Consider the following 25,223-nt stretch of genomic DNA (forward strand, 5'->3'; position numbering starts at 1 on the left):
CGAACGACTGTCAAGGGCGACAACAGGCGATGAATATGTCAGTGCTCCAAACTTTTGTACCCGCTGTTAATGTGAACTATTTAAAATAGATCCGGACCCTATCCTGATCAAAGGAGAAGTATTGGAGTTTGTCAAGATTGTAGTAATCAGTACCCAAAGTATTATTAAGTCTGAGAAACTGACCGGATATACTAAAACCACCTTCGTTCACTTTACTGTATTGACTGAAGCCGCTTCCATGAATTGACCATTCGTAAATCCATGCGGTTTGTATTTGTAATCTATCTGCCTGAGTTCGCAGTTCATTTCCTGCTATTTCCCCGGAGGTCAGTACATCTACATCTTCTACACAAGCAACAAGTAATGTAATACACAAGATGCTGGCTATTTTTCTCATATAAGTGCTTCTTTAAGGTTTTTACGACCAGCGGAGGCACAGCCATAGCTTTCCGCTTGTGGCTTGTTAGTGCCTAGCTTACATCTCTCTTTTTATAAAAGTTGCTGAGTTCTGATCTAATTCAATCATAAATCCTCCCCTTGAATTTAATTTCTGTATTGCTTGCAGATTTTCAGAAAGTACATCTATCAACGCGGAGGTAGAGAGATTACCAAGGTTAACTTTTACTAATTTCTTAAGGGTATTGCTGATCAAAAAGCTATTTCTAAAATCAGCATCTTTCGTAAGAACAATCGAATCATTTTTATCAGCATAGGTGCAAATATCTCCATCCGCGGCGTCCGCTTTTGTATGCCATTTATCCAAGATTTCATTTACATGAATAGCCTCAAATTCTAATGCTCTGAGATATTTTACTATTTTGTAGGATATGTGAACATCACAGAGAAACTTCATTAAGCGACCTCTTTAATATTGTGTCCAGAAAGAGAGAGCTTTGCGTATTGTAGACAGGCAAATATATCTTCTTTTTCCAATTCAGGATGATCTTCAAGGATTTCTTCTATACTCATTCCAGCTCCCAGCATATCAATAACTACTTCTACTGGCCATCTCATACCTCGTACACATGGTTTGCCATGACATATTTGCGGATCTATTGTAATTCTATTTAGTAAGTTCATCCTTATTGAGTTTGACTTTATCAAAATTACAGATTTTGTCCTGCTTTTGTTAATTTTTAGCTTAGCACTAACGCCAAGGCTAGCCATCATGACGGGCCTTGTGTGCGTTTTCTTTTCAAGTTAAATTTTCTTTCATTGGAGCAAATAGGAATCTTCCGCTCATTTCCGCCCGGTTGTGGCTAGGTGATGTTGTGCACTGTTTCATCAATAAATCACACTGGTTCCTAGCTCAAATAAAACTAAAATATGATCTTGATCTTTAATATTTATTCTTTCTAACTTTTCTCCCTGATGCCCGATATAATCGACTTTAAGGTCATATACACCGGGCTTTATTTTTATACTAAAATGACCTGATTCATCTGAGGTGGTTCCAATCTTATTTCGTTCATCAACTAATATATTAGCTCCTTTTAAAAAGGTTGAATCGAGTCTTGAATAAATATATCCTTCTATCGTTGCCGTATCTTCTAATTCATTATTTATCAATCTTGATATAACCTTTGACTCTCCTTTTATTGAATAACCGCTAGATGTTTGCTTTATCGGTGAACATCCTATGGTTATCATAGATAAAAAGCAGATCAAATTTTTCATACTATAGTGCACAACGACCGATGTAGCGGCTGGCGAAGGCGCAGCCGTAGCGATAGCCGATACATTTTGTTAGGGGTAGGCATATCTATTTTCCCCGTAATTTATATCATTTGCATAATCAATATTCCGATCAACAATACGATTATTCCATATCTAACTATCTGAATAAGATTGTTAATCTTTTCTTTTAACTTTTGGCTTTCACTAATCGTAAGATCATTACCTATTTCTTTTAGTGATCCTCCTTGAGCCAATAATTCCGAGTTTTTATTTTTTATCCATAAGCTAAGAAAATAATCTTCATCCTTATTATAGCGCCCATCATTTTCAATTCTCAGCAATTTATAGTGAAGAAACACTTTCCAGATATAAATACAGAATACAACCATCGCAATTATAAAAATAGCTATTACCATTTCTTTTTTATTGGATTACCCCTAACAATGAGATAGCGCATATTGCGGCTATATCCCATATACTTTCCCCTGATCAATAGCCCCTAACACAGTGTCAACAAAGTGCTTTAGCATTTGATAGAGGTGTTTACACATAAAGGTAATATAATTGATTTTCCTCAAATGTATAAGATCACTTGTATAATTCATGCGCAAGCACAAGAGATTCCTTACAGCCGGCAAGAATAGGAGTAGCCATGATACACTTTAGCGCGTGAAGCTCACCTGATGGCCAGTCAAGTCATGGAAAAGAAGTGGGTAACCTACGTACTCTGCTTTCTCATGTTAACACTCAGCTGCCCTAAAGCACCTCAAACAGTTCAATTCAGGCTTTTAGCAAACACAGCTTGGCTACTTATGGCGTCTACACAACATATTTGTCGGATAGACGCAACACTCTGAAGGAAAATGAGCCATTACTTAGCAGCCCTTTAATCCCTCTACATAAAAATTTCCTGCAACCCCCGGTTTACTACACTTTTTCATAGGGAGATGTCCCACATTCGGCTGTACACCACGCATGTTCCACGGAATATGTGCCATACTGGCAGGAACACTATACATTTTCTCAGAAAAAAGCCTTGTAACCCCAGGGTTACTACACTTTTTTATACGAAAAAGTGTAGTGGACGTAAGGTCGCTTTACATTTTCATTGGGTAATGCGTAGTGTACCCGGAGTTGCGGCACATTTTCAAAAATAAATCAGCCATTTTTCTGCCACTCTGGCACAAAAAGTAGCTTTTATGCAGCATCACCGCGCTTATTACAGACGTAATCATACCGCTGCCTTTGGCCTTGTGCCGGATGAAAGTCGCTCAATAACTCACAAAGGGCATCTGGTAGGTGTACTTTGCTTCTTCCACCTCTTGGAGTATAAAATCCGCCAGATCAGCCCGCCCTATTTTGGTGCTGGCATTTACCCCTACCCAACCCACTCTGTATGCTCCCCGCTGGGGTTCGTTGGTGAGGCGAGGCCCTCTCACAATGGTCCACTTTAGCCCGCTATCCTCCAGCACTTCCGCATGTTGGATGGCATCATTAAGAATTTTGGAGGCAGCTATTTTCATGATGCCCCTGATCAGCTTATCGGCAAATTTCGGTTCATCTTTTTCATAGGGCAGTCCTCCTCCGGAAAGGGAGATGATGCGCTCCACTCTATGCTTTTGCATGGCATTTACGATATGTTGGGTGCCTCTGGTCTGCAAGTCTTCCGGTGAACCTTTCACATGGCCAAAGAGGCTTACCACCAGGTCCGTACCTTCTACGGTGCGCTCCACATCCTCTGCCTTAAGTACATCCCCCTGGATGATGTGCAGTTTGGTAGAAAGCTGAGCTTCCTCTTCTACCTTGGCGGGCGTACGTACCAGGGCTTTGATCGTATAATCTTTGGCGAGTGCCTGCGCCAAAAAGGCTTTACCGCTCTGTCCGCTGGCACCAAATAATGCTATTTTCTTCATAAGACATGTGTTTTTCTACAAATCTAACTATCTTAGCCCTACATACCCATTAGCAGGGTACCTACCTTTAAGTAAGTATGAAAGAAAGTAAGATTACTGCCCAATGTCCCATCCGCACCACCCTGGAAATGCTGGGAGGGAAATGGCGTCTCCTGATCATCAGCCAGATTGGGGAGGGAAGGCTAAGATACGGAGAGCTGAAGCGGGGCATCCCCGACATCAGCGAGAAAATGCTGGTGCAGGAACTCAAAAACCTCATGGACAACGACCTTGTCATCCGGCATAACCACGGTGAGGTGCCGCCCCGGGTAGATTATACCCTGACGGAGAACGGCAAAAAGGCGCTGGCCCTGGTGGAGCCTATCAAAAAGTTTGGGCTGGAATACATCAAGCGATAGGCATGCCTCCCCATGACCTTCGTACTGGCACAAAATGGTAATTTCCACCCTTCTTTCTATATTGTCTGCCCTTAACTTAAATACTGTACAACTACACAAAGCCTATGAGCAAGCGAAGCACTGCCGCTACTACTTTTCTCCTGCTTAGCCTTTCCTTCACCCTCTGGATGACGCAATGCGCCAGTCCGCCTCAGGAAGAAGAGGAGGCGGTATATCTCTTTTCTTACTTTACCGGCAATGGAGAAGATGGCCTGCACCTCGCCTGGAGTGAAAATGGCTTGAAGTGGGAAGCGCTGAATGACGGACAATCTTACTTACAGCCTCTGGTGGGCGAGAGTACGCTGATGCGCGACCCCTGCATTACCCAAACGCCCGATGGCACCTTCCATATGGTCTGGACAACCTCCTGGCAGGGCAATACCATCGGCTACGCCCACTCTGATGACCTCATCCACTGGTCGGAGCAGATCGCCATTCCGGTGATGGCCCACGAAGATAGCGTGCGCAACTGCTGGGCACCGGAAATCAATTACATCCTGGAAGAGGAGCAGTTCATCATCTACTGGTCGTCTACCGTTACCGACAAGTTTCTTGAAACCGCCAACAGCACCAAAGACAGTACGCTGAGAAACCACCGCATCTACTATACACTTACCTCCGACTTTGAGGAGTTCACTCCTACTGAACTGCTGTATGATCCCGGATTCAACGCGATTGATGCCAGTATTTATCCGCTGGAAGATCGTTACCTGATGTTTATCAAAGACGAATCGGAATTACCCGAGGCCCAGAAGAACATCAGCATTGCTTATGCCGATGAAATAACCGGTCCTTATCAGGTGGAAGGTGAGCCTATCAGCGGCGACTACTGGGCGGAAGGCCCTACGGCTGCGCAGATTGACGGCACCTGGCATCTGTACTTTGACAAGTATCGCAAAGGTGAGTTTGGACTACTGGTATCGGATGATCTGCAAAGCTGGGAGGAGAAGTCGGAGCAGTTGGAGATGCCCGAAGGTATTCGTCATGGCACCATCTTCCGGGTTTCCCGGGATGTATTGCAAAAACTGCAGGAGCAGGAGGCGGAGCAGTCTATGCTCTATCGGGATATCTCCCGCAAAGGGCGTCCCTATGCCAAAGACCCATCGGTGGTGAAGTTTCAGGGCCGCTACTATATGTATCACTCCCTTCCTCCTGACGAAAATGGTGCGGAAAACAAAAGCGGATGGAATATCGGCATCGCGGTGTCCGACGATCTGAAGCATTGGGAAAAGCTGGACGAAATACTGCCGCAGGCCGAGTACGAAAGCAAAGGACTATGTGCCCCCGGAGCGCTGGTGCATGAGGGTAAGGTGCATCTTTTTTACCAGACCTATGGCAATGCTGAAAATGATGCTATCTGCCACGCCTGGTCGGAGGACGGCATCCACTTCCAGCGTGATGAAAGCAATCCCATCTTCTCCCCCACCGGCGACTGGAACGTAGGCCGGGCGATAGACGCTGATGTATTCATCCATCAGGATACCGCTTACCTATACTGGGCCACCCGCGACCCTGCTTACGAACAGCAGATGGTAGGCGTATCCGTGGCCGCTGTGGCGGATGGCTTTGGAAGATCATCATGGAAGCAAATCAGCCAGGAGCCGCTGCTGAAACCTGAACTGCCCTGGGAAATGAACTGCATAGAAGCTTCTTCGGTCTGTAAAATAGGCGATATCTGGTATATGTTTTATGCGGGGGCCTATAATCACGAAGGGCAGCAGATCGGGCTGGCAAGAAGCGAGGATGGTATCCACTGGGAGAGAGTAAGTGATGAGCCGGTCTTGCCTAAAGGAGAAAATAATGCCTGGAATGCTACCGAATCAGGCCACCCGGGCGTGTTTATTGATGAGGACGGCAGCAAATACCTGTTCTATCAGGGCAATCCCGACAAAGGTTACACCTATTATTTATCGGCAAAACGCTGGGAAATGAAAGATGGAAAACCTACTTTTTCAGACTTGTAGACAAATTGCGTATTGAGCGAATATTGCATGTCTCAGTTGAAATCAAAGGCCGTCCATAGGAAGTCAAACTACAATCTAAAGAGAATATCAATGATCAAAACTAGCTGTCATGACACGAAACATAGGGCCTTTACTTTTTCTCAGTCTTTTATTTCTCTTGAACACTGTCCGGGGGCAAGAGGTGGGTGAACAACTCCCACCCTGGCAAGAAGGCATGCTGGATATCCACCATATCAATACCGGAAGAGGGGATGCCGCCTATTTTATCTTTCCCGACGGCACTACATTGCTGGTAGATGCCGGAGACATGAACCCTTTTGGCGAACGCATCGGCACCCCCCGCAATAGCCGTATCCATCCCGACAGCAGCAAAAGTGCTCCGCTTTGGATTGTGGAGTACATCCGTCAGTTTGCGCCTGCCAACAGCGCCCCTGTGCTGGATTACGCTATGATCACCCACTTTCACGACGATCATTACGGCAGTCTTCACCAAAAATCAGAGCCTTCTCATGAGGGAGATTACAAACTGACCGGCATCACGGAGGTGGGAGAATATATTCCTATCCGGATGCTGCTGGACAGAGGCTATCCCGACTATGCTTATCCGGTTCCGCTCAAGGGAGAAGGCGTGCGGCAGATGATGGCCTTTAATCCGCCTTTCAAACAGTGGTATGAGACCTTTGACAACTACCAGAAGTTTATTGAATACCAACGAAAAGAGGCAGGCATGCAGGCCGCCCAGCTCAAAGCAGGCAGTAATACCCAAATCGCACTCAAATATCTGGCTGACAAATACCCGGAATTTGAAGTGCGTAACATCAAATCCAACGGAAGCATCTGGACTGGTAAAGGCGATGAAACTTATGAGTATTTTCCTGACTTCAGCGATACGCCCGTGCAGGAAAGGCCGGGAGAGAATCCGCTGAGCAACGCTCTCCGTATCTCATATGGACCTTTTGACTATTTTACCGGAGGTGATATGCCGGGCATTGCCGATCTGGGTGAGCCGGAATGGAAAGATGTGGAGACTCCGGTTGCCAAAGCCGTAGGTCCGGTAGATGTAGTAGCCTTTAACCATCATGGCAACCGTGATTGCTGCAACCCTACCTTCATCAGCACGCTTAGGCCCCGGGTGTGGATAGAACAGACCTGGTCGTCCGACCATCCCGGCCATGAAGTGCTGCGCCGGGTGACTTCCAGGCACCTTTATCCCGGTGAGCGCGACCTTTTTGCCACCAATATCCTGGAAGCCAATAAGCAGGTGATCGGTCCATCGCTGGAAAGAGCTTACCAAAGTACCGAGGGGCATATTGTCATCAGAGTAGCGGCAGGAGGACAAACGTATCAGGTGATTACCCTCAACGACAATAATGCAGAAAGAGAAGTTACCGGTGTATTTGGTCCTTACCAGGCGGAAAGCAAAGCTTCGCCTTCTAATGAGTAGTGATCTTACTGGTATATGCTCAGGTTTGTGCATCATGGAATAAGATCGGTAGAGACAAGGAAGGAAGATACACCCATAAAAAAGAGGTGTCACTGCTGAAAACATTTATGCCCTCCGTGAGTAAGAAGATGAGCTGGATATCCTTTATAAAACGCTCCTTCTCCTTCTGGTTATTTAAATGTAGCAACAGCTATATATCAATTACGGTTTTTTTTTATTAATATAGTCAGCACAATCTAGCTTGTAATGCCTGACGAATCAGTCAAAAAGAAGTCTTCCTTTTTCCAGGAGCTCCAGAGACGTAATGTTTTCAGAGTGGCCAGCGTATATGCCATCACTGCCTGGCTGGTGATTCAGATCGCAGTGGCTATTTTCCCTTATCTCAATGTGCCCAACTGGTTTACCACGGCGGTGATCATTTTTTTCCTCTTCGGTTTCCCTATCGCACTTGTGCTTGCCTGGGCTTTTGAGCTTAGTCCCGAAGGCATTATACGGACCACCTCAGTGGAGGCAGACAAAAACCCTTATCCTCCTGCCAAGAAGAAACCTTTTACTGGTACTATTGTCAACATCGCCCTGGTGATATTGCTTATACTGCAACATCTGTACTTCAACTACTGGACAGAGTGGAGTGCAGACACACCAGTCAGCGATACTGCTGGTATCAACGACAAATCTATCGCGGTACTTCCCTTTGAAAACATCAGCAGCAATCAGGAAAACGAATATTTTAGCGATGGCCTTACCGAAGATATCATCACCCAGCTTTCCAAGATCACCGCACTGAAAGTAATTTCGCGCACCTCCGTATTACAGTACAAGGACAACCCCAAATCGGTCAAGCAGATCGCCGGAGAATTGGGCGTATCGGTGGTGCTGGAAGGTAGCGTTCGCCGCATCGGTAACCGTATCCGTATCTCCGGCCAGTTGATTGATGCCATCAATGACAGACACTTATGGGCAGAGTCTTATGACCGTGACATGGAAGATGTGTTTGAGATACAGAGTGAGATTGCCAAGACAATTGCCTCCAAACTGGAGGCTCAGCTTACGCCATCAGAGAAGGAAAGCATAGAAAAAAAGCCTACCGAGAATATCACTGCTTATGATTACTACCTCAAAGGCCGTGATTACTATTACCACTACACTGATGAGTATAATGAGCTGGCCATAGCACAGTTTAAAGAAGCCATTGCCCTTGATCCTGACTATGCGCTGGCCTGGGCCGGGCTGGGCGATGCTTACAGCCAGAAAAATATCCGCTTCGGCTATGATGTAAGCTGGAATGACTCCAGTATAGTGGCGGGAGAAAAGGCCATCACCCTTGATCCTAGCTCTTCCGAAGCCTATAAAGCGCTGGCCAATGCATATAATTATGCGCAGCAATACGATAAAGCCTTTGAACTGCTTCAGAAAGCCGTGGAGCTTAATCCTAACAATGCCCCGGCAGTGGGAAACCTGGGAAGTAGTTACTTCCTGAGAGGAGAACTGGCCGATGCGCTCATGTGGGAGAAAAAAGCGGCAGCTCTTAATCCTAACAACTCCATTCCCTTTTACATCATCGGATGGATCTATCGACTCCTGGGTGATTTACCCAGTGCAGAACTGTGGTTGAAGAAGTCTATCAACATGCGTCCTTTACAGGATGCCTACCGAGAACTGGCCTATACTTATGTAAGCCAGGGAAAACATGATGAAGCTTTATCCTTACTGCCTTCCATACTTGCACAGGGAGAAGAAAACTCCCGGGTAATGGAAACTGCCGGAATGATTGCAGGCTTCGCCGGTAATGACTCACTGGCGGAGATTTATTACCGCCAGTCTATTGCGCTGAATCCTTCGGTAATGAATGATCCCCATACGGTCAGCCTGCTAGGCTTGGGCAGAATTCTGATGGAAAAGGGCAAGCAAATGGAAGGCAACATCTTGTTAGCCAGGGCCACGGCACTTGCCCTTAACGAATTTTCTAATGGGGCTCAGGCTGACGAGCATCCTTACCATCTTGCCGCTATCTATGCTGTACAAGGCAAAAAAGAAGAAGCGCTGAAGTGGCTACAGCAGGCGGTGGCATACAACTGGATAGACTATGCCCTTTTAGAGCACAGTCCATACTTCAAAAACATTAATGATGAGCCTGAATTCCAGACCATTGTATCCCAGCTAAAAGCCAAAATGGAAGCAATGCGCAGGGAAACAGAGCAGGAGGATGCTCTTATTCCCCAGGCATTATAAAAGCTTTTCAGTTTTCTCCCAAATACGTTCCTGAGCCAAAAGCAAATATTTCAGAAGGTGTACGGGCATTATTGATGATGTCGTTCATTTCTGCTACGATTTCAGGATGCTGCTCTGCCACATTGTTTTCTTCCCCTATATCTTCGGCCAGATTATACAGTTCCAGGGGTCCATCTGGATTTTCCAGCACCTCATAGCGTACTGCTTTCCAATCGCCTTTGCGTACCGCTACTCTACCGCCTCTTTCATGAAATTCCCAGTACAAATATTCATGCTCTTCCTGTCCCTCTTCACCCATCAGTGTCGGGAGTATAGAGATTCCATCTACTTCTTTCTGTAGTGGCGCTTCAGCTATCTCGGCAAAGGTAGGATACAAATCCCAGAAGGCTGAGATATGATCACTTTCGCTTCCGGCAGGAATTTTTCCCGGCCAGTGGGCGATGGTAGGCACGCGGATACCACCTTCGTACAGGTCACGCTTAAAGCCTCTCAGGGGGCCATTGCTGTCAAAATATTCAGGATCCGCACCACCTTCAAGGTGTGGGCCATTGTCACTGGAGAAGACAATGATGGTATTTTCATCTAAACCCAGTTCTTTCAGCTTGGCTACAATTTCTCCTACCTGATCGTCCAGTACATTGATCATGGCCGCGAAAGCGGCGTGGGTTTCCTCCTGCGACTCATAAGGTCCCTGGCGGTAGTCAGGTCCTTCGTCATAGCCTTCATAAGATTTCTCAGGTTCAAGCTTGCCCCGATACTTTTCCATATATGCTTCCGGCGCAGCCAGTTCAGCATGAGGAATAATGCTGGGCACAAACAGAAAAAAGCTGGTATCCTGGTTTTGCTCAATAAAGTTTAGCGTCTGCTCATGGATGAGGGAGGGAGCGTATTGCCCTTTCTGCATACCTTCATTGTCTTCCAGCATCACTTTCTGGTTATTGTCCCACAAGTAATAGGGGTAATAATGATGCCCTAAGCGCTGACAGTTGTAGCCATAAAAACGATCAAATCCCTGATTGAGAGGATCACCTTCGGAGCCGGGATATCCTAACCCCCACTTCCCAAAAGCGCCGGTAACATAACCTTGCTCCTTGAGCATCTCCGGTAGGGTACGAATGCTGTCGGCCAGGGGATACTGTCCTTCCGGCCTTACTTCTTTATTACCCCGGATAAAGGTATGTCCGGTATGTTTGCCCGTCATGATCACCGAGCGGGAGGGTGCACAGACCGTGCTACCGGAATAATGCTGGGTAAAGCGCATACCTTCTTCTGCCAGACGATCAATATTAGGGGTTTCAAAATGCGTTTGTCCATATACACTTAAATCGCCATAACCCAGGTCATCGGCCAGAATAAAAACGATGTTGGGTTTTCTGGCTTCTTCGGGCTGAGGCTGCGAACAGCCCAGGAGAAGCACGATACATGCAAAAAATAAATATTTGGATAAAGTCATTGAGTGGTAAATTAGGTTGTCTTCAAAGTCAAACAATAATGATAAGAGATTCGGGAGTAAGGACCAAATTCAACACGTGTAAAAAAGCTCAGAACAGACAAGCTTACTATTTTCATAGATTCTATTTATTTTAGACAGATTTAATTTTTACCTCCCTCTTTTTTATGATTCATATTTACGAAAGCAGCTTCAAATTCATTTACCTTTTATACCTCATTGTCTCACAGACTGTGCAGGCGTAACCTGAATAAAATACAGCATGGGGCATGAAAATTATAAGTTGAAGGAAAATCTACTACTATGAGCAATAAGCAAAAGTCAGATCAAATACTCCTCCTGGGTGATCCTCGTTTGCATGAAAAAAGTCGTGAACTGAAGCCGGAAGACCTTCCTCATATACAAGAAGTTGTACAGAAACTGCATGACATTCTTTTTGAGTTCAAAGCCAAATATGGGGCTTTTCGGGCCATAGCCGCTCCGCAGATTGGAGAAATGATTCGCCTCATCTATATGAACATTGACCGTCCGGTAGTCATTATTAATCCTACATTTACCAGTTTAAGTGAAGATAAGTTTGAAGTCTGGGATGATTGCATGTGTTTTCCCAATCTGCTGGTAAAGGTGGAGCGTCATCAAAGCTGCATAATAGAATACCTGGATGAGCATTTTGAAAAGCAACAGCTTAAAGCAGAGGGAGCTTTATCAGAACTATTACAACATGAATATGATCACCTGGAAGGTATACTGGCTACCCAGCGCGCGATAGATCAGCAATCCTTTCGCTGGCGAAAAGCGATATCTTCCTCTTTGTGAGCCCCAGTTTGGCCAGGAATTGGAGTTGATTCGTTTCATTTTTATCTTTTTGCAAACATTTTTCATTTCTCGCTATTTTTCAAAGTATGGAAAAACTAACCTTTAAAAACGGAGATAAGATGCCCGCCATCGGGCTGGGAACCTGGAAGTCAGATCCGGGAGATGTATACGATGCGGTACTGGCTGCCATCAAGAGTGGCTACCGCCATATTGACTGTGCTGCCATCTATGGCAATGAGCCTGAAGTAGGCGAAGCACTGAAAAAAGCTTTCTCGGACGGAATGGTAAAAAGGGAGGAGCTTTGGGTCACTTCCAAGCTCTGGAACAATTCTCACCGCCAGGAGCAGGTAATTCCCGCGCTGGAAAAAACACTGAAGGACCTTCAACTGGAGTATCTCAATCTCTATTTGGTACATTGGCCGATAGCTCTGAAGGAGGACGTGACTTTCCCGGGAAGTCCCGATGACTTTTTGAGTCTGGATGAAGTACCCATCACCAAAACATGGAAAGGAATGGAGGAAGCCAAAAAGAAAGGGCTGGCCAAGCACATTGGAGTTTCCAACTTTAGTGAGAAAAAGATCAAGGAACTTCTTCAGCAGTCAGAGAGTAAACCTGAAATGAATCAGGTAGAAATGCATCCCTATCTGCAACAAAAAGAATTAGTAGCCTACTGTAAACAAGAAGGTATCCACCTGACCGCCTATTCTCCACTAGGTTCTGGAGATCGCCCGGCAAGATCAAAAAAAGAAAGTGACCCGGTTCTGATGGAGGATAAAACTATCCACAGCATAGCCGAAAAACACAATTGTTCATCCGCACAGATATTAATCAGTTGGGCAGTCAATAGAGATACTGCTGTTATTCCCAAATCTGTAAATCCTAAGCGTATTCAGCAGAACATTGATTCTGCTCAAGTCAACCTAAGTGATGACGAGATGCAAACCATTGCCGGTCTGGATAAGCATCACCGCTTTATTGATGGTGCGTTCTGGGCTATGGAAGGTTCTCCTTACAGTATGGCCGGCTTATGGGATGAGTAAATAATTTCATGCGAAAGTAAATATGTGAGCCGGGCTTCAACTCCCGGCTTTTTTTAAGGTTTCCTAAATCTTTATACTTTATTTTTTAACCTTTTTAAGGTTTATACTTTCATGTCTTACTCCTTTTAAGGCGGCTTTTATCACTAAACATTAAAAAATTACTTAAATAAGGTTTACTCACGAAGTAGACATTAAAAGATAATTTATCTAACTTTCAGACATTAAAAACAATATTTATTAATGTCTATGCATCCTTATCGCATTAATCCCGACCGTAATAAAGCCTGGAATGACCTCCCCCTCCTTCCCATTCACGAAGACTTATACAAAACCGTAGGTGTATTAGAGCAATTGGGGCAGGCTAAATTAGCCCTGGGCCGCTTGCAGGGCCGCAGTGTAGCCATCCCTAATCCCGGCATGCTCATCAATACCATTAGCTTACAGGAAGCCAAAGCCTCCAGTGCCATAGAGAATATCTTCACCACTGACGATGATCTTTACAGGGCTTATTCAGAAGATAATCTTTACGAGACCAGCGGTCCATCCAAAGAAGTACTCTACTATCGACAAGCTTTATGGGCAGGGCATGATTATCTGCAACAGCAGGAGTTTGACATGGAGTATCTTATCCGCATGTACCGCACAGTAAAGCAAAGTAGTGATGGCATCCGCCCTCCTTTCACTCAGATTGTCATCCGGCGGGGTGAAAGCGGTCCGCAGGCCGGTCAGGTGATCTATACACCACCGCGAGGGCCTAAGTTGATTGAAGAAAAATTACAGAACCTGCTGGAATTTCTTAACAATGACGAACAATACGCAATTGACCCTTTACTGAAGATGGCAATAGGCCACTTTCAGTTTGAAGCGATTCACCCCTTTCGGGATGGCAATGGTAGAACAGGCCGATTGCTTAACATCCATTATCTGACAAAAAAAGGCTTACTGGACTTACCCATACTTTTTCTCAGTCGCTACATCATTGAAAATAAAAGTAATTATTACGCTTATCTGGCAGGTGTTTCACAGCGAGGAGACTGGGCAGCCTGGATATCTTATATACTTAAGGCGGTAGAGATTACCTCCAATATTACGTATCAGAAAATTAACGACATCATCGCTACCAAGGATGCCATACTGGAAGTATTGGATAAAGAGACCGATATAAGAAGGCCAGAGCAACTGGTGCTCGCTATTTTTAATCAGCCTCTTACCAAAGTAAAACACCTCACCGACCGTGGATACTATGCAGAAAATACCGCCCGTAACTATCTCAATCAGCTGGGCGACATGGGCATACTGGAAAAGAAAAGTATAGAAGGACATCATTATTATCTGAACCTGGAACTTTATCGTATACTGGCTGAGTAAATAGAAATTAATCTATACCCATAGATTTGTATTGAACTCCACCTAAAAAAAGCGTATATTCCATAACGAATAACACTCAACTCAAACGCATTACTCATGCGCAAGTATATATTTTTAATAGGCCTTAGTATTTCCTGCTGGCAACACGTTTCAGCTCAGGATAACGAGAGGTTTCGGATAAGTTCAGAAGAAGAAATAGAGCAGGTTATCCCTGCCAGCGATCGCTATCTGCTTGAGCAATTTCAGCAAGGCATGGTTAGCCTCCATAATGGTACTAAAGCAAACGCCAGACTCAACTATAACTTACTCCTGGAAGAGATTCAGTTTATAGACATCACCGGAGATACCATGGCACTGGCAGATGAGCATCTGGTGAAACAGATCAGTATTGACGATAAAATCTTCTACTATGGTGAACAGTCGGGCTTTGTAGAAACAATCGCGGATTATTCTCCTGTAAAACTTGCCGTACATCAGAAATTCACGACTGTCAATGCTGAGAAAATGGGAGCCTATGAGCAGTCTTCGGCAGTATCATCTATCAGAACATATAGTTCTTATACTACTGGTTCTGGACAGAGACAAAACCTAAAGCTTAAAGGAGATTTGGTACTGGCCATAGAGTCTACTTTTTATTTTGTTGACCAAAATAACCGTACTTACAAAGCCAATAAATCTGCTTTGAAAAAGATATTTCCCGATAATAAAAACACTATCAGAGATTATATCAAGGAGGAAGCGATAGATTTCAACAGCGAAGAAGACCTCAGAAAGCTGCTACAATACTGTAGCGAACTCTCCTCCTGATTTATTCTGCCTTTGCCAGATTTTGCATGCTTTCTTTTTCAATGGTATTGATCACCCATTCACCTACTTTCAGCCCTTGTGCCGTGCCATTTTCATTGGCATCACGATAATGAATACCCCCATACAAACGTGATACTGCCGCTTCCTTAGCCGCTGCCATGAAAGACGTAAAATCGCGGGCAGGAATGCCATAGCCTACTTCCACATCGTCAGTATAACTGAAATTATCTCCCAGGTAATAGGTCAGAATATATGCCGATGCTCCTGAGATCGTAGAATGCCCGCTGGTATACTCCGGAAAGGGAGGTGTTTGCAAAAGCGGTTCCCAGGTGGGGTCAATGTATTTTCTGATCGCAGTCTCAGGTCGGATGCGGTTACTTCGGTACTTTTCGTCCCAGCAGGAAATGAAGGCATCCATCAATCCTACTGCCACCACAGTATGTAACTTCACTGACTCTGAAAAGCTCTTATTTGCTTTTTCACAGGCAATGCTGGTAATCCCCATCCAGTGGGCACCGGGAGAGATTTTCTTCAGGCCGACCATGAGGTGGCCATTATTTTGCATGGCGAAAGGGTTACAATCCCAGAAAGAAGCAATCCTTCTATGCTCCTGCGGTAAGGACTCGCCTTCTTCATACACTTCCATCAGCATCTGAAAATAGGGGGAATCTTTGTCTTCACTAAACTCAGCCGGTGGTGCGGGTTTGAACTGGCTGGCTGAATCCATAGTGAGCGGACGTACCGTGTTGAAATGTGGCTCTACCGCCGCAAAGTAAGCGGGAGGTGTGGGGTACCAGTGCCCTTTTCCTTCCAGCGGTGTGTACTTGGGATAGTTGCTGATTTCGCGGTAGCGATCATTCTTTACATAAGCCAAAACTTGCTTACTGATATCCTGGGCATAGTTTTTTGACTGAGCGATGACTTCTTCTGAGTAGCCAAGTCGTTTACAGGAATCTAAAAACTGCTGCTCATAAGCTTCAATCATACTGCCGGAGGGCTGTATTTTTTGAGCGGTCTCCATCATAGCCAGCAGTGCACTGAGAGAGGGCGAATGTCCTTCAATATCCGGCTTGGTGATTTCAGGAAACTCATTAAGTACTCCAGCCATGCTCTGGAGCGTAGAATCATGCCCGGCATGGACATGCTGTACCATCACTTCATAGCCGGACAGGTTGATGTAGGCAAAGAAACGCGCTGCCAAAGGAGGGTTGGTTACATCATGCACCATTACTTCAGTCACTTTGGCCATGAGCCGGCGAATGTCTTCATTGCGTAATTCCGGCAATTCTGCCTGCTCCTGCGTACAGCCAAAAGCCATTATACCCATCCACAGCGACAAAATATATGCTCTTCCTCTCATTTCTAGTTGATTTTATAGGCTTTTATCTCTCCCTGATTGATGCCAAACAGTAATGTATTATTCACCTCTACTACGCTCCTGACATCGCCCCACACTTCAAAGCCGGATTGCTGCTGTGGGATGTAGCTGAAGTTTCCTTTACCATCTCCTTCCAGCAAAATTCCATAATTCGCGTCACATTTCCCAAATCGCAAGCGTGCCTGGCTGATGTTGCCTCCCAACACAAGATCTTTATTACCATCCTGATTATAGTCAATAGCATTGATGGTAAAGACCGGCGATGATTGTACCACCAATGGCAATTCTTTAGGTTTCAGCTTTCCTCCTTCACTACTCTCAAAGTAAATAGTTTTAAGTTCGTTGGCCTGCAAATGCTGTACGCCCTGTAGTTCTTCTTCAGTGAAAATATCCTTCAGCTGAGCATCCGCATAGCTATCGTAATCGGAGAAGCGGGTACGCATCATGGCCATCTGGTCCAGCAGTTCGTCGCGGGTCACAGAGGGATAACTTTTACCCTGTATGTAAAAGCTAAAAACTGGGTCTACTGATCCGTTATCGTCAAAATCTTTAAAGAAAATCTCAGCCGGTTCGCTGTCGCTGGCTTTGCACTGAGTGTTCAGTCCCATGTTACCTAGTACCAGATCAGCTCTTCCATCACCATTAAGATCATCAGCCAGAATGTTATTCCACCAGCCGCTATACATTTTGTCAAAATAGTCGCTGGTCTTCTCTTCTAATTTCCCCTCGTTTTTGGCAAATACACTAACTGGCATCCACTCTCCTACGATTACCAACTCTTCCTCCTGATCGTTATTCAGGTCTACCCAGACAGCATCGCTTACCAATCCAATTTGCTGTAGTAAAGGCGATACTGCCTGCGCCATATCTTTGAACTTGCCCTGCCCATCATTGATCAGCACATAGCTGCGGGGAGTCTCAGGATAACGGCCGGGAATCACTCGTCCCCCTACAAAAAGGTCATGCTTTCCATCTCCGTTGATGTCAGAGGCACGGGCACAACTGCTGCTGGTAAGCATTTGCGGTAAAGCACTTTCACTTTTAGTAAAATTTCCCTGCCCATCATTGAGATATAATCTATCCTGCAGTGCTTCGTCTTCCGGCATAAAATCATTATAACCTCCGCTACATACATAAAGGTCGGCTGCACCATCACCATTGGCATCAAAAAACAGAGCATCCACATCTTCGCTGCGCTGGTCTTCGGCAAAAGCAGTAGTATTTTGCTGCACAAATCTTCCGTTGGCCTGTTGTACATATAATGCTCCTGCCTGTCCACTGCTTCCTCCTACATACACATCTTCCAGACCATCTCCGTTAATATCTGCTTTGGCCATACCTGGCCCGGAAAAAGACAGCGGATTTACCATCAGCGGCTGACGCTTAAAGTCATTCAGCCTGTTTTCTTTATGCTCAAAAGCAAGAGGTGATTTTACTTGCTGGTAAATTGTCTTTTGTGGCTTTGAAAAAAGATAGTTTTTCGTAGCCTCTTTTTCATTCAGGGTAATGCGTTGGTCTGGCTCTATTTCGGTCAGGAGTTGCTGTTTCCCGCTTTGCCACACAATGCGAAGGGAATCTATTGCATCCGATTCTCCCAAGCCAAAATGCATAATAGGGGATACGCTGGACTGGTAGCCACGTGAAGGCATCTGTTCCAGATACTGTGTTTTACCATCCGCATAAAGCATTACCTTAGCTCCTATACCGAATCTATTTTTCTCCTCTCCTTCCAGTTTGACCTGCAAGTAATGACGATCTTTTTGCTGACTTGATTCATTTTGAAAAATAAAGGCAGGATTGTTAATATTATTTACGACCAGATCCAGATCACCATCATTATCCAGGTCGGCATAAGCAGCTCCATTGCTATTGGATGCCATACGCATGCCCCACTGGGTAGTAACATCGGAAAAAGTAGTATTCTGCCCGGGGGTACTTCCATTATTTTTATAAATGTAGTTGACCACATTGGAAGAGGGCATCTGGTGTACCAGTTCCAAAATATCTTTGCGCAGCAGATTTCCTTCTCTCCTTTTCAAATAATCGCCCATGTGCTTCATAAAGTCCATATTGGTGTAATCCCGCACATAACCGTTGGTAACAAAGAGATCTTTCCAGCCATCATTGTCATAATCGGCCAGCAGGGCGGCCCAGCTCCAGTCGGTATTGGATACCCCTGCAAGTTGTCCTATTTCACTGAATGAAGGTTGACCATCTGCTCCTAAACCATTATTAGTATGTAGCATATTACGCATATACTGATAATAAAAGCCTACGTTCAGGTTGAGGTTGAAGCGTTCGTAATTGTCGGGAGCGAACAATAATTTCTGTCTTCTATTATCTTCCGGCAACATATCCAGGGTGTAGATATCCTGTAAGCCATCATTGTTGATGTCGGCTATATCATTACCCATTGAGAAATGGGAAGTATGGCCTAACTGTGACTGTATCTGATCTGTAAATGTTCCATTCTGATTGTTGATGTAAAGGAAGTCCGGAATAGCATAATCGTTGGAAATATAAATATCCGGCCAGCCATCTTGATTAACATCTGCAATACCTACACCTAGACCATAAGAGAGTGAAGTGCTTTGTATGCCCGTCTGAGAGGTTACATCTGTAAATTTCGGTGTTTCACCACCTTCGTTTCTGAATAGTCGCACTCCATTGGAAGGATCTTCTTTTTTGAGTAATTCGGCAGTGGAAGACTCATCCAGCACAGGTAAGGGGAAGGGGCTGTGGTTCAGCAAAAACATATCCAGGTCGCCATCCCGGTCATAGTCAAAAAAAGCAGCGTGCGTACTGGTAGCAGGACTTCCTAAACCATACTCCTGAGCCATCTCTTTGAAATGAGGCACACCCAGAGAATCCGCTCCCTGATTGACAAATAGCTGATTGACACGGTTCTCAGGCCTTACATTACCCGAATAACATACATAGATATCCAGCCAGCCATCTCCATTGACATCGGCCATAGTCACACCCGTTTTCCAGGGCGCTTTTTTTCCGGAAACTCCTGCTTGCTCGGTAATGTCTTCAAACTGAAGGGACTGCTTGTCTTCCAAGCCTTTATTCAAATAAAGCTTATTGGAGATCATATTTCCGGAGAAATAAACATCTTCCCATCCATCATTATTAACATCGCCTATGGCTACCCCTCCTCCATTGTAGAAGTACTCATAAGCCATTACATTGGTATTGAGGCCTTCGGTAAGCTCGTTGTTGAACTTGACGTGGGTAGCCTGGGGTGAAAGCAAGGTAAACAGGGGGGGAGAGGAAGGAGTAATGTTAGCGGAAGCATTCTTTTGAGAGCTCTCCTTTGTTTGATCATTGCAACTTGATATCAGCATTGCTCCTGTCATGCAAAGCCAATAAATCAGTTTATGTGGATTCCGAACCAATTTTGAGTGTAGTTTAGATACGTCTTAAAACAGAAAATCTATGCCAGTATTTTATAACCAGCATAGATTTTAAAAAATTCAAGTAAGCACCTGATTAATTGCAAGCGATCGACATGTGCTTACCTCATTATTAGTAGCCAGGGTTTTGCACCAGGGCTTCGTTTCGGTTTATCTCATCTCTTTCAAATGGCATGAAATACATTTTATCCAGCCATTGGCGATTCTCAAAACCTGGATCTAAGTCAGCGACTGTGTAAGTATAATCGTAGTTATCAGGGTTATACTCGTAAAGGGATACGTTAGCGCCTGGCTTCAGAGTACCTTCTACCAAGATAATTCCTGGCTGCTGGCCTAATGTTTCTTCAGCGATCATCCAGCGACGCGCATCGAAGAAACGATGTTCTTCATATGCCAGCTCAACTCTGCGCTCGTTCCTATATTGCTCTCTCAACTCATCACCAGTAGCAGTAATCGCCGGCATACCTGCACGGAAACGAATTTTATTCAGCCACGCTATTGCCTCTGCATCCTGCCCTAGCTCTATGCTTGCCTCAGCATAGTTAAGCATAGCCTCAGTATATCTCAACTCTGGCCAGGGAATTTCCTGACGCGTGTTTTGATCCACAATGCTAGGGTCTTTGTTGATGAATTTATGCATATAATAACCGGTACGGGTACCATTCCAGTCCTCAATAGGACTCTGACGGGTATCCAAACCAAAATGTGTGGCTACTGCACCATCTTGAATGATTTCATATTGTCCGGTTTGGATCTCATTGGCAGGATCTCTTGGCGCAACATCAGCAGTACGAGGCTTCCAGTCGGCACCATCATATAAAATGGTGGCATAAAAGCGGGGGTCTCTATTCTCATAAGGTGCTGCCGCATGCTCCGGATTACTCCAGTCAAACTCACTGCCATCCATCATTTCATAATCGTCTACCAGATTTTGCGTAGGTGTATTTCCCGCCCAGTTGTGGTAACCGTTTGGTCCGTTATCTAAAGCGGCTCTACTTCCGTCTTCTACCTTAGCATTGATAAAGTATCTGGCGAATAACAACTCACTCTCACCACCATTTTTAGCTAAAGACATATTCTCGTAATACTGCTCACCTTCTTCCGGAGAGACAGGGGCGGTCAGGTTTGTCATATAGCCATCTGCTTCATCAAGTACGGCTTTGGCAGCGGCTTGAGCAGCCTGCCAGCGTGCCGCCTGGTCTCCACCAGTATAACCCAAAAGCTCCGGATTAGAAAAGCCTGAAATTACACTAGAGTTAGCAGAAGCTGTAGGGATATGATGCAAGTCACTAGCGGCATACAACAATATCCGAGACTTTAAAGCCAGAGCGGCAGCTCTATTAGCGCGCCCTTCACCCAAAACTTTACCTTCCAACAACTGAGCAGCAGCATCACAGTCTGCCACAATAAAATCAACGCACTCTTCAAAAGAGCTTCTCTGTAGGCTATAATCAGCCTCTCCAAGCTCGTAAACTCTGTCAATTATGGGAACTCCACCCCATAAACGTACTAATTGATGATAGAAAAAAGCGCGCATGAAACGAGCTTCTCCCAGAAGCCTTTCAGCTAATTCAGGATCATCAAACTGAGGCTCAGTCAGGTTTTCTATTGCAATATTTGTAGCCCTGAGTCTGCTGTATAAGTCCCCATACCTCAAACGAGGGTCTCCCCAGTTGATGACATTATCCGGAGTCGTACGAGACTCAGTAACGGTAGTGATTCCACGGCCGGGGTGGGTAAAGACCGCTTCATCTGTAGTGGAAGCCAGCATTTCCTCATTGAAACCTCCGTCATTCAAACCATTATAAATATCGGTTACCGCTGCTTCAGCCAACCCTGGGTCTACCCACACAGCATTTTCTGAAATTTCATCCAGAGGCTCGGTGTTTACAAAGTCATCATTACAGCCCGTAGCAATACCCAAAGCCATGACGACAGTTAAAGATATATATTTTACCTTATTCATCTTCTTTGCGTTTATCAATTCTTAAAATGTTACGGTTGCACCCAGGTTAATAATACGAGACTGCGGATAATACTGACCGCTCTGGCTATTTGACTCAGGGTCATATACATCTAACTCATCAATAGTAAACAGATTGAGTCCGTTAGCATAGATTCTGAGGTTACCAATACCAACTCTTTCAGTCAGATCTACTGGTAAATTATACCCTATCTCAAAGTTCTTTAAGCGAATATAGTCCGCATCCCTCAACCAGTAAGAGTTACCGGTAGAATACCACTGATTGTTTCTGTCGGCGATACGAGGGTGTACACTACTAGGGTTATCTATCTGCCAGCGGTTTTCATAGGTTTCCAGCAAAAAGTTACCGATACTTCCGGATTCAGTAATCACAAATACCTTTGCTCCGGCAGCTCCCTGGAATAAGATAGACAAATCAAAGTTTTTATAGTTGGCACTTAGATTTATACCTCCCTGGAAAAGCGGAATGGATGTATAGTCAGTCCTCACCTGGTCATCAGCGGTAATTCTACCATCAGGTACGCCATCAGGACCATAAAGGTCTTTGTACTTCATATCTCCGGGACGTAAGTTGTTAGTCAACTCGCTATAGTCAATGGTATTGGCATCAATTTCTTCCTGAGTAGCGAAGACACCATCATACTCATATACCTGATAGGTATACATGGGCTTTCCAGTAGTTCTCTGCCATGCAGGAGCACCGGGTGCTTCATCCCAGTATAAAATTTCGTTCTGCGCATAACCGCCATTTACGCTGGCACTAAAACTAAATTCACCAATCTGACCATTATAGCCTACATTAAAGTCATAGCCCTGGTTTTTCACTTCAGCTATGTTTTCAGGGGGCAAAGTCATACCAGTATGCTGAGGTACTGAGCCAAATCTGGGCCAAAGAATATCGGTTCTTTTATTCATAAAATAGTCAAACTCGAAGAAGATTCTGCCTTCTAACATCTGACCTTCAATACCGATATTGGCATTATTGGCTACCTCCCAGGTAATTGAATTGTTAGGCACACGGGTCTCAAATAGTGTAGTAACTTCCTGCTGATTAATAATATAGCTGCTAAGGCCAAAAGTAGAAAGGTACTGGTATTCCTGCAGATCTCCATCGGGCCCTTGCGTAATATTATCATTACCCATTTGTCCCCACGATCCACGAATTTTCAGAAAGTCCATGAAGCTGATGTTGTCTTTCCAGAAGTTTTCTTCTGAAATCACCCAACCTGCCAGAAAGCCAGGGAAAAATCCGTAGCGAGTATCTTCAGGGAACATGTATGAACCATCATAACGCCACAAGAACTCAGCAAGGTATTTTTCCTGATAGTTGTAAGCTACACGACCGAAGTAGTTCAGACGAGCACGTTCCCAGGCACTACCACCGATCCTTTGCTCGTTGGTACCACCGGCAAATAATTGGTCAACCGCATCGGAGATGAAAAACCTGCGGTAGGCGTTAAACCCGCTCCACTCTATGGTTTCTCTGTTTACACCGGCCAGGAAAGTAAGGTTATGATCTCCAAATGCTTTAGTATAGTTAATAGTTGTACCCAACAATATATTCAACTGGTCTTCATTACCCTGTGTCAGATTAGGTTCAGCTGGGCCACGTTGTACTCTGTTCATAATAGGCTCACCAGCCTCATCAAATCCATCCCAGGTATAAAGATCCCAGGGAGTATTCCATCTCTTGGTCTGGCGTATGTATTTATCAATCGCAGCAGTACCTGTTACTTTCAGACCTTCTACACCGGGAATAGAAATCTCCAGTGATCCATTGGTCTGAATGTAATTCCTGTCATCCTGATCATATCCGGTGGCATTAGTGGTTACTACTACAGGCTGGGTACCATTTTCAATATCCGGACCGGGCAATCCGTTAGGCCAGTAAGCTGGAGAAGTAGGTATACCTCTCATCTGCATTCTGAAAATCTGCCCGGCACCTACTGTAGGGAAATAGCGTCTTTCCTGACGTCCCAACATACCTATTGAAGTTTTGATATACTCATTGATTTGCCCATCCAGGTTGATACGGATATCATACTGCTTATAGCCGGTAGCTGAGTTTTTGTAAAAAGCATCCTGGTTTTGATAACCTAAAGATGCCAGATACTTGAAGTTATCCGAACCACCGGAGAGTTGCACATTATGTTGTGCCTGAGGAGACCAGTTTTTGAGTGTCTCATCGTACCAATTTGTATTAGGGTGTCCCCAGGGATCACTACCATTTCTAAAAAGCTCAATATCTTCAGGGGTATATGTAGCCGGTAATTCACTTCCATCATTTCTCGTGTAAACTCCCTCCGAATCAAAAGCGGCCTGAGCAGCTGCCCACTCTTCTACTGGTAAGTTAAAAATCTCCAGCTCGTTTCTCATCTCCGCAAACTGGGCAGCATTTGCCAAATCGGGCACTCTGGTAGGTTGCGCCCAACCCTGATTGAAAGAGTAGGATAACTGAGGTTTTCCGCTTTTTCCTCGTTTGGTAGTAATCAGGATTACTCCATTGGCGGCACGTGCACCATAAATGGCTGCGGATGCGTCTTTCAGTACGGATACACTTTCAATATCCGCAGGGTTTAAGCGTTCCAAACCACCAGCTCTATCAGGTATTCCATCAACAACGATCAGTGCGTTGTTATTACCCAAGGTATTTGTACCTCTGATACGGATTGCAGAACCATCATAACCCGGCTCACCGCTTCTGTTTACAGCAAATACACCGGGAATACGACCTGCTAATGAATTAGACAAGTTTAAAGTAGGTGATTTAGTCAGCTCTTTTCCTTCAACAGCAGCCACTGACCCGGTTACAGTTACTTTCTTCTGCTCACCATAACCTACTACTACTACCTCTGAAAGAGATTGTACATCAGCAGCCATGCTTACATTAATAGTAGTACGCCCGCCAATCTCAACCTCTTGCGCTTCGTAACCTACAGATGAATAAATCAAAGTGGTAGTCTCATCGGGTACACTCAGGTTATAGTTACCTTCTACATCTGTAATCGTACCGATAGTGGTTCCTTTTGCCAGGATGTTTACTCCGGGAAGGCCAGTACCATCTTCTGCATCTGTTACTTTACCAGAGATATTCTTGTCCATCACTTCCATCTGTAGCATGGTAGCTGCAGTAGAGCTTAGCCAGGGCTGTGTTTCAGAGTATTTTGCTCTGGGATCCTTACTTTGGGCGTCACTCACCTGTGGTTCAGTACGCTGTACCTTATCCACCTGCTTATTCTGACGATAGATAACGTAGTACTTATCACCAGTTTTTCTGTATTTCAGGTCAAGGGG

At 44.9% G+C, this 25,223-nt stretch carries 19 protein-coding genes; 8 read left to right on the plus strand and 11 right to left on the minus strand.

Going from position 1 to position 25,223, the window contains the following annotated elements:
• Window positions 1–76 precede the first annotated feature (76 nt).
• The 6 genes from WJR50_RS08030 to WJR50_RS08055 form a co-directional block, all read right to left on the minus strand.
• Complete coding sequence (locus tag WJR50_RS08030) at window positions 77–397, minus strand: hypothetical protein (RefSeq protein ID WP_341292733.1); 321 nt, start codon at window positions 395–397, stop codon at window positions 77–79.
• A gap of 78 nt (window positions 398–475) precedes the next feature.
• A complete protein-coding gene (locus tag WJR50_RS08035; RefSeq protein ID WP_341292734.1) occupies window positions 476–853 on the minus strand; it encodes a DUF5615 family PIN-like protein in 378 nt (125 codons plus the stop codon).
• Window positions 853–1,170, minus strand: coding sequence for a DUF433 domain-containing protein (locus WJR50_RS08040; RefSeq protein ID WP_341292735.1), 318 nt, complete (start codon window positions 1,168–1,170; stop codon window positions 853–855). The genes WJR50_RS08035 and WJR50_RS08040 overlap by 1 nt, the downstream gene beginning before the upstream one ends.
• A gap of 114 nt (window positions 1,171–1,284) precedes the next feature.
• Entirely contained in the window at window positions 1,285–1,650 is a 366-nt protein-coding gene (locus WJR50_RS08045; protein ID WP_341292736.1) for a carboxypeptidase-like regulatory domain-containing protein, read from the minus strand.
• A 128-nt stretch (window positions 1,651–1,778) separates the two neighbouring features.
• Complete coding sequence (locus WJR50_RS08050) at window positions 1,779–2,093, minus strand: hypothetical protein (RefSeq protein ID WP_341292737.1); 315 nt, start codon at window positions 2,091–2,093, stop codon at window positions 1,779–1,781.
• Between the two features lie 855 nt (window positions 2,094–2,948).
• On the minus strand, window positions 2,949–3,590 hold the full coding sequence (locus WJR50_RS08055) for an NAD(P)-dependent oxidoreductase (RefSeq protein WP_341292738.1): 642 nt from the start codon (window positions 3,588–3,590) through the stop codon (window positions 2,949–2,951).
• A gap of 77 nt (window positions 3,591–3,667) precedes the next feature.
• Here WJR50_RS08055 and WJR50_RS08060 point away from each other — a divergent pair, with 77 nt between their 5' ends.
• From WJR50_RS08060 to WJR50_RS08075, 4 genes are all read left to right on the plus strand, one after another.
• Window positions 3,668–3,988 carry a winged helix-turn-helix transcriptional regulator gene (locus WJR50_RS08060; RefSeq protein WP_341292739.1) on the plus strand — a complete coding sequence of 107 codons (321 nt, stop codon included), beginning with the start codon at window positions 3,668–3,670 and terminating at the stop codon, window positions 3,986–3,988.
• A 104-nt stretch (window positions 3,989–4,092) separates the two neighbouring features.
• Window positions 4,093–5,991 (plus strand): family 43 glycosylhydrolase, encoded by a 1,899-nt coding sequence (locus WJR50_RS08065; RefSeq protein ID WP_341292740.1) that lies wholly within the window; start codon window positions 4,093–4,095, stop codon window positions 5,989–5,991.
• 109 nt (window positions 5,992–6,100) lie between these two features.
• On the plus strand, window positions 6,101–7,435 hold the full coding sequence (locus tag WJR50_RS08070) for a ComEC/Rec2 family competence protein (protein WP_341292741.1): 1,335 nt from the start codon (window positions 6,101–6,103) through the stop codon (window positions 7,433–7,435).
• 246 nt (window positions 7,436–7,681) lie between these two features.
• Window positions 7,682–9,667, plus strand: coding sequence for a TPR end-of-group domain-containing protein (locus tag WJR50_RS08075; protein WP_341292742.1), 1,986 nt, complete (start codon window positions 7,682–7,684; stop codon window positions 9,665–9,667).
• Window positions 9,668–9,674: 7 nt separating this feature from the next.
• Here the strand turns inward: WJR50_RS08075 and WJR50_RS08080 are convergent, their stop codons facing one another.
• Window positions 9,675–11,120, minus strand: coding sequence for an arylsulfatase (locus WJR50_RS08080; RefSeq protein ID WP_341292743.1), 1,446 nt, complete (start codon window positions 11,118–11,120; stop codon window positions 9,675–9,677).
• Between the two features lie 300 nt (window positions 11,121–11,420).
• Between WJR50_RS08080 and WJR50_RS08085 the strand changes: the two genes are divergently transcribed.
• From WJR50_RS08085 to WJR50_RS08100, 4 genes are all read left to right on the plus strand, one after another.
• On the plus strand, window positions 11,421–11,933 hold the full coding sequence (locus tag WJR50_RS08085; RefSeq protein WP_341292744.1) for a peptide deformylase: 513 nt from the start codon (window positions 11,421–11,423) through the stop codon (window positions 11,931–11,933).
• An 86-nt stretch (window positions 11,934–12,019) separates the two neighbouring features.
• Window positions 12,020–12,973, plus strand: coding sequence for an aldo/keto reductase (locus tag WJR50_RS08090; protein WP_341292745.1), 954 nt, complete (start codon window positions 12,020–12,022; stop codon window positions 12,971–12,973).
• Window positions 12,974–13,213: 240 nt separating this feature from the next.
• Window positions 13,214–14,341 (plus strand): Fic family protein, encoded by a 1,128-nt coding sequence (locus tag WJR50_RS08095; RefSeq protein ID WP_341292746.1) that lies wholly within the window; start codon window positions 13,214–13,216, stop codon window positions 14,339–14,341.
• A 96-nt stretch (window positions 14,342–14,437) separates the two neighbouring features.
• Window positions 14,438–15,148, plus strand: coding sequence for a hypothetical protein (locus WJR50_RS08100; RefSeq protein ID WP_341292747.1), 711 nt, complete (start codon window positions 14,438–14,440; stop codon window positions 15,146–15,148).
• Between the two features lies 1 nt (window position 15,149).
• On the opposite strand, the gene WJR50_RS08105 is transcribed toward WJR50_RS08100, so the two are convergent.
• The 4 genes from WJR50_RS08105 to WJR50_RS08120 form a co-directional block, all read right to left on the minus strand.
• Window positions 15,150–16,508 (minus strand): vanadium-dependent haloperoxidase, encoded by a 1,359-nt coding sequence (locus tag WJR50_RS08105; RefSeq protein WP_341292748.1) that lies wholly within the window; start codon window positions 16,506–16,508, stop codon window positions 15,150–15,152.
• A 2-nt stretch (window positions 16,509–16,510) separates the two neighbouring features.
• Window positions 16,511–19,876 carry a VCBS repeat-containing protein gene (locus WJR50_RS08110; RefSeq protein WP_341292749.1) on the minus strand — a complete coding sequence of 1,122 codons (3,366 nt, stop codon included), beginning with the start codon at window positions 19,874–19,876 and terminating at the stop codon, window positions 16,511–16,513.
• Window positions 19,877–20,057: 181 nt separating this feature from the next.
• Window positions 20,058–21,911 (minus strand): RagB/SusD family nutrient uptake outer membrane protein, encoded by a 1,854-nt coding sequence (locus tag WJR50_RS08115; RefSeq protein WP_341292750.1) that lies wholly within the window; start codon window positions 21,909–21,911, stop codon window positions 20,058–20,060.
• A gap of 21 nt (window positions 21,912–21,932) precedes the next feature.
• Window positions 21,933–25,049, minus strand: coding sequence for a SusC/RagA family TonB-linked outer membrane protein (locus WJR50_RS08120; RefSeq protein WP_445223458.1), 3,117 nt, complete (start codon window positions 25,047–25,049; stop codon window positions 21,933–21,935).
• Window positions 25,050–25,223 lie beyond the last annotated feature (174 nt).

Source organism: Catalinimonas locisalis (genome assembly GCF_038039535.1).
Taxonomy (GTDB): domain Bacteria; phylum Bacteroidota; class Bacteroidia; order Cytophagales; family Cyclobacteriaceae; genus Catalinimonas.

Coding starts and splice junctions, on each gene's coding strand:
- WJR50_RS08030 (WP_341292733.1), bottom strand. CDS start 397: ATGAGAAAAATAGCCAGCATCTTGTGTATTACATTACTTGTTGCTTGT.
- WJR50_RS08035 (WP_341292734.1), bottom strand. CDS start 853: ATGAAGTTTCTCTGTGATGTTCACATATCCTACAAAATAGTAAAATAT.
- WJR50_RS08040 (WP_341292735.1), bottom strand. CDS start 1,170: ATGATGGCTAGCCTTGGCGTTAGTGCTAAGCTAAAAATTAACAAAAGC.
- WJR50_RS08045 (WP_341292736.1), bottom strand. CDS start 1,650: ATGATAACCATAGGATGTTCACCGATAAAGCAAACATCTAGCGGTTAT.
- WJR50_RS08050 (WP_341292737.1), bottom strand. CDS start 2,093: ATGGTAATAGCTATTTTTATAATTGCGATGGTTGTATTCTGTATTTAT.
- WJR50_RS08055 (WP_341292738.1), bottom strand. CDS start 3,590: ATGAAGAAAATAGCATTATTTGGTGCCAGCGGACAGAGCGGTAAAGCC.
- WJR50_RS08060 (WP_341292739.1), top strand. CDS start 3,668: ATGAAAGAAAGTAAGATTACTGCCCAATGTCCCATCCGCACCACCCTG.
- WJR50_RS08065 (WP_341292740.1), top strand. CDS start 4,093: ATGAGCAAGCGAAGCACTGCCGCTACTACTTTTCTCCTGCTTAGCCTT.
- WJR50_RS08070 (WP_341292741.1), top strand. CDS start 6,101: ATGACACGAAACATAGGGCCTTTACTTTTTCTCAGTCTTTTATTTCTC.
- WJR50_RS08075 (WP_341292742.1), top strand. CDS start 7,682: ATGCCTGACGAATCAGTCAAAAAGAAGTCTTCCTTTTTCCAGGAGCTC.
- WJR50_RS08080 (WP_341292743.1), bottom strand. CDS start 11,120: ATGACTTTATCCAAATATTTATTTTTTGCATGTATCGTGCTTCTCCTG.
- WJR50_RS08085 (WP_341292744.1), top strand. CDS start 11,421: ATGAGCAATAAGCAAAAGTCAGATCAAATACTCCTCCTGGGTGATCCT.
- WJR50_RS08090 (WP_341292745.1), top strand. CDS start 12,020: ATGGAAAAACTAACCTTTAAAAACGGAGATAAGATGCCCGCCATCGGG.
- WJR50_RS08095 (WP_341292746.1), top strand. CDS start 13,214: ATGTCTATGCATCCTTATCGCATTAATCCCGACCGTAATAAAGCCTGG.
- WJR50_RS08100 (WP_341292747.1), top strand. CDS start 14,438: ATGCGCAAGTATATATTTTTAATAGGCCTTAGTATTTCCTGCTGGCAA.
- WJR50_RS08105 (WP_341292748.1), bottom strand. CDS start 16,508: ATGAGAGGAAGAGCATATATTTTGTCGCTGTGGATGGGTATAATGGCT.
- WJR50_RS08110 (WP_341292749.1), bottom strand. CDS start 19,876: ATGCTGATATCAAGTTGCAATGATCAAACAAAGGAGAGCTCTCAAAAG.
- WJR50_RS08115 (WP_341292750.1), bottom strand. CDS start 21,911: ATGAATAAGGTAAAATATATATCTTTAACTGTCGTCATGGCTTTGGGT.
- WJR50_RS08120 (WP_445223458.1), bottom strand. CDS start 25,049: ATGCTACAGATGGAAGTGATGGACAAGAATATCTCTGGTAAAGTAACA.